2 protein-coding genes are annotated in these 1367 nt (G+C 41.8%); both read left to right on the top strand.

Going from position 1 to position 1367, the window contains the following annotated elements; translation table 11 throughout:
- A partial coding sequence (locus tag B3R79_RS01385; protein WP_349677277.1) for an NAD(P)H-dependent glycerol-3-phosphate dehydrogenase occupies nt 1-372 on the top strand: 372 nt, incomplete at its 5' end.
- Between the two features lie 49 nt (nt 373-421).
- Nucleotides 422-1339 (top strand): UTP--glucose-1-phosphate uridylyltransferase GalU, encoded by a 918-nt coding sequence (galU, locus tag B3R79_RS01380; protein ID WP_293693331.1) that lies wholly within the window; start codon nt 422-424, stop codon nt 1337-1339.
- Nucleotides 1340-1367: the final 28 nt, after the last annotated feature.

The raw sequence follows: 1367 nt of genomic DNA, 5'->3' as shown, positions 1-1367 counted from the left end.
GCTGTTATCACACGTGGTCTAGCAGAAATCACACGTTTAGGGGTGAAAATGGGTGCCAACCCGTTAACCTACATCGGACTTTCTGGTGTGGGGGATCTCATCGTAACAGGAACTTCTGTTCATTCTCGTAACTGGCGCGCTGGTAATGCCCTAGGAAAAGGCGAAAAACTAGCTGATATCGAGAAAAACATGGGAATGGTTATCGAAGGGATATCGACTACCAAGGTTGCTTACGAATTGGCAAAAGAACTAGATGTCTATATGCCAATCACCAGTGCCATTTACAAGGTCATCTACGAAGGTTATGATGTCAAAGAATGTATCGTTGCCTTGATGTCTGGCGACTTCCGTTCAGAGGACGAATGGCACTAAACTCACATTTTTAATAAGTCATTGAATTGAAACAAAAGGAGACTCTCACATGAAAAAAGTTAAAAAGGCTGTCATTCCGGCTGCCGGTCTTGGAACACGTTTTTTGCCAGCTACTAAAGCATTAGCCAAAGAAATGTTACCAATCGTCGACAAACCAACCATCCAATTTATCGTTGAAGAAGCTTTGAAATCAGGTATCGAAGATATTTTGGTGGTAACTGGAAAACAAAAACGTTCTATCGAAGACCACTTTGATTCAAACTTTGAATTAGAGTACAACCTAGAACAAAAAGGAAAAACAGACCTTCTTAAACTAGTAAACGACACCACAGCAATCAACTTGCACTTCATCCGCCAAAGCCACCCACGTGGACTTGGAGATGCTGTGCTTCAAGCCAAAGCATTCGTTGGAAACGAACCTTTCGTGGTGATGCTCGGGGATGATTTGATGGATATCACAGATGATAAAGCTGTGCCATTGACTAAACAACTCATCAACGATTACGAACAAACACACGCTTCAACAATCGCTGTGATGCCTGTTCCTCATGATGAAGTGTCATCTTACGGTGTTATTGCACCTCACGGTGAAGGTGTCAACGGACTTTACAGTGTGGAAACTTTTGTTGAAAAACCAGCCCCTGAAGACGCACCAAGTGATTTAGCGATTATCGGTCGCTACCTCCTTACTCCAGAAATCTTCAATATCCTTGAAACACAAGAACCTGGAGCTGGTAACGAAATTCAATTGACAGATACTATCGATACGCTTAACAAAACACAACGTGTTTTCGCTCGTCAATTCAATGGCAGCCGCTACGATGTCGGTGACAAATTTGGTTTTATGAAAACATCTATCGAATATGCCCTTCAACACCCTCAAGTCAAAGACAATATGAAACAATACTTGATTGATTTAGGGAAAGAATTAGAAGGTACAGCACCTAAACAAACAAAAGAAGACTAAAAAGCAGAGGCTGGGCAAAAACTAGCTT

This window comes from Streptococcus sp. UBA3373, assembly GCF_002360305.1.
Classification (GTDB): Bacteria; Bacillota; Bacilli; order Lactobacillales; family Streptococcaceae; genus Streptococcus; species Streptococcus alactolyticus.
This window is presented reverse-complemented; position numbering and strand designations above follow the sequence as displayed.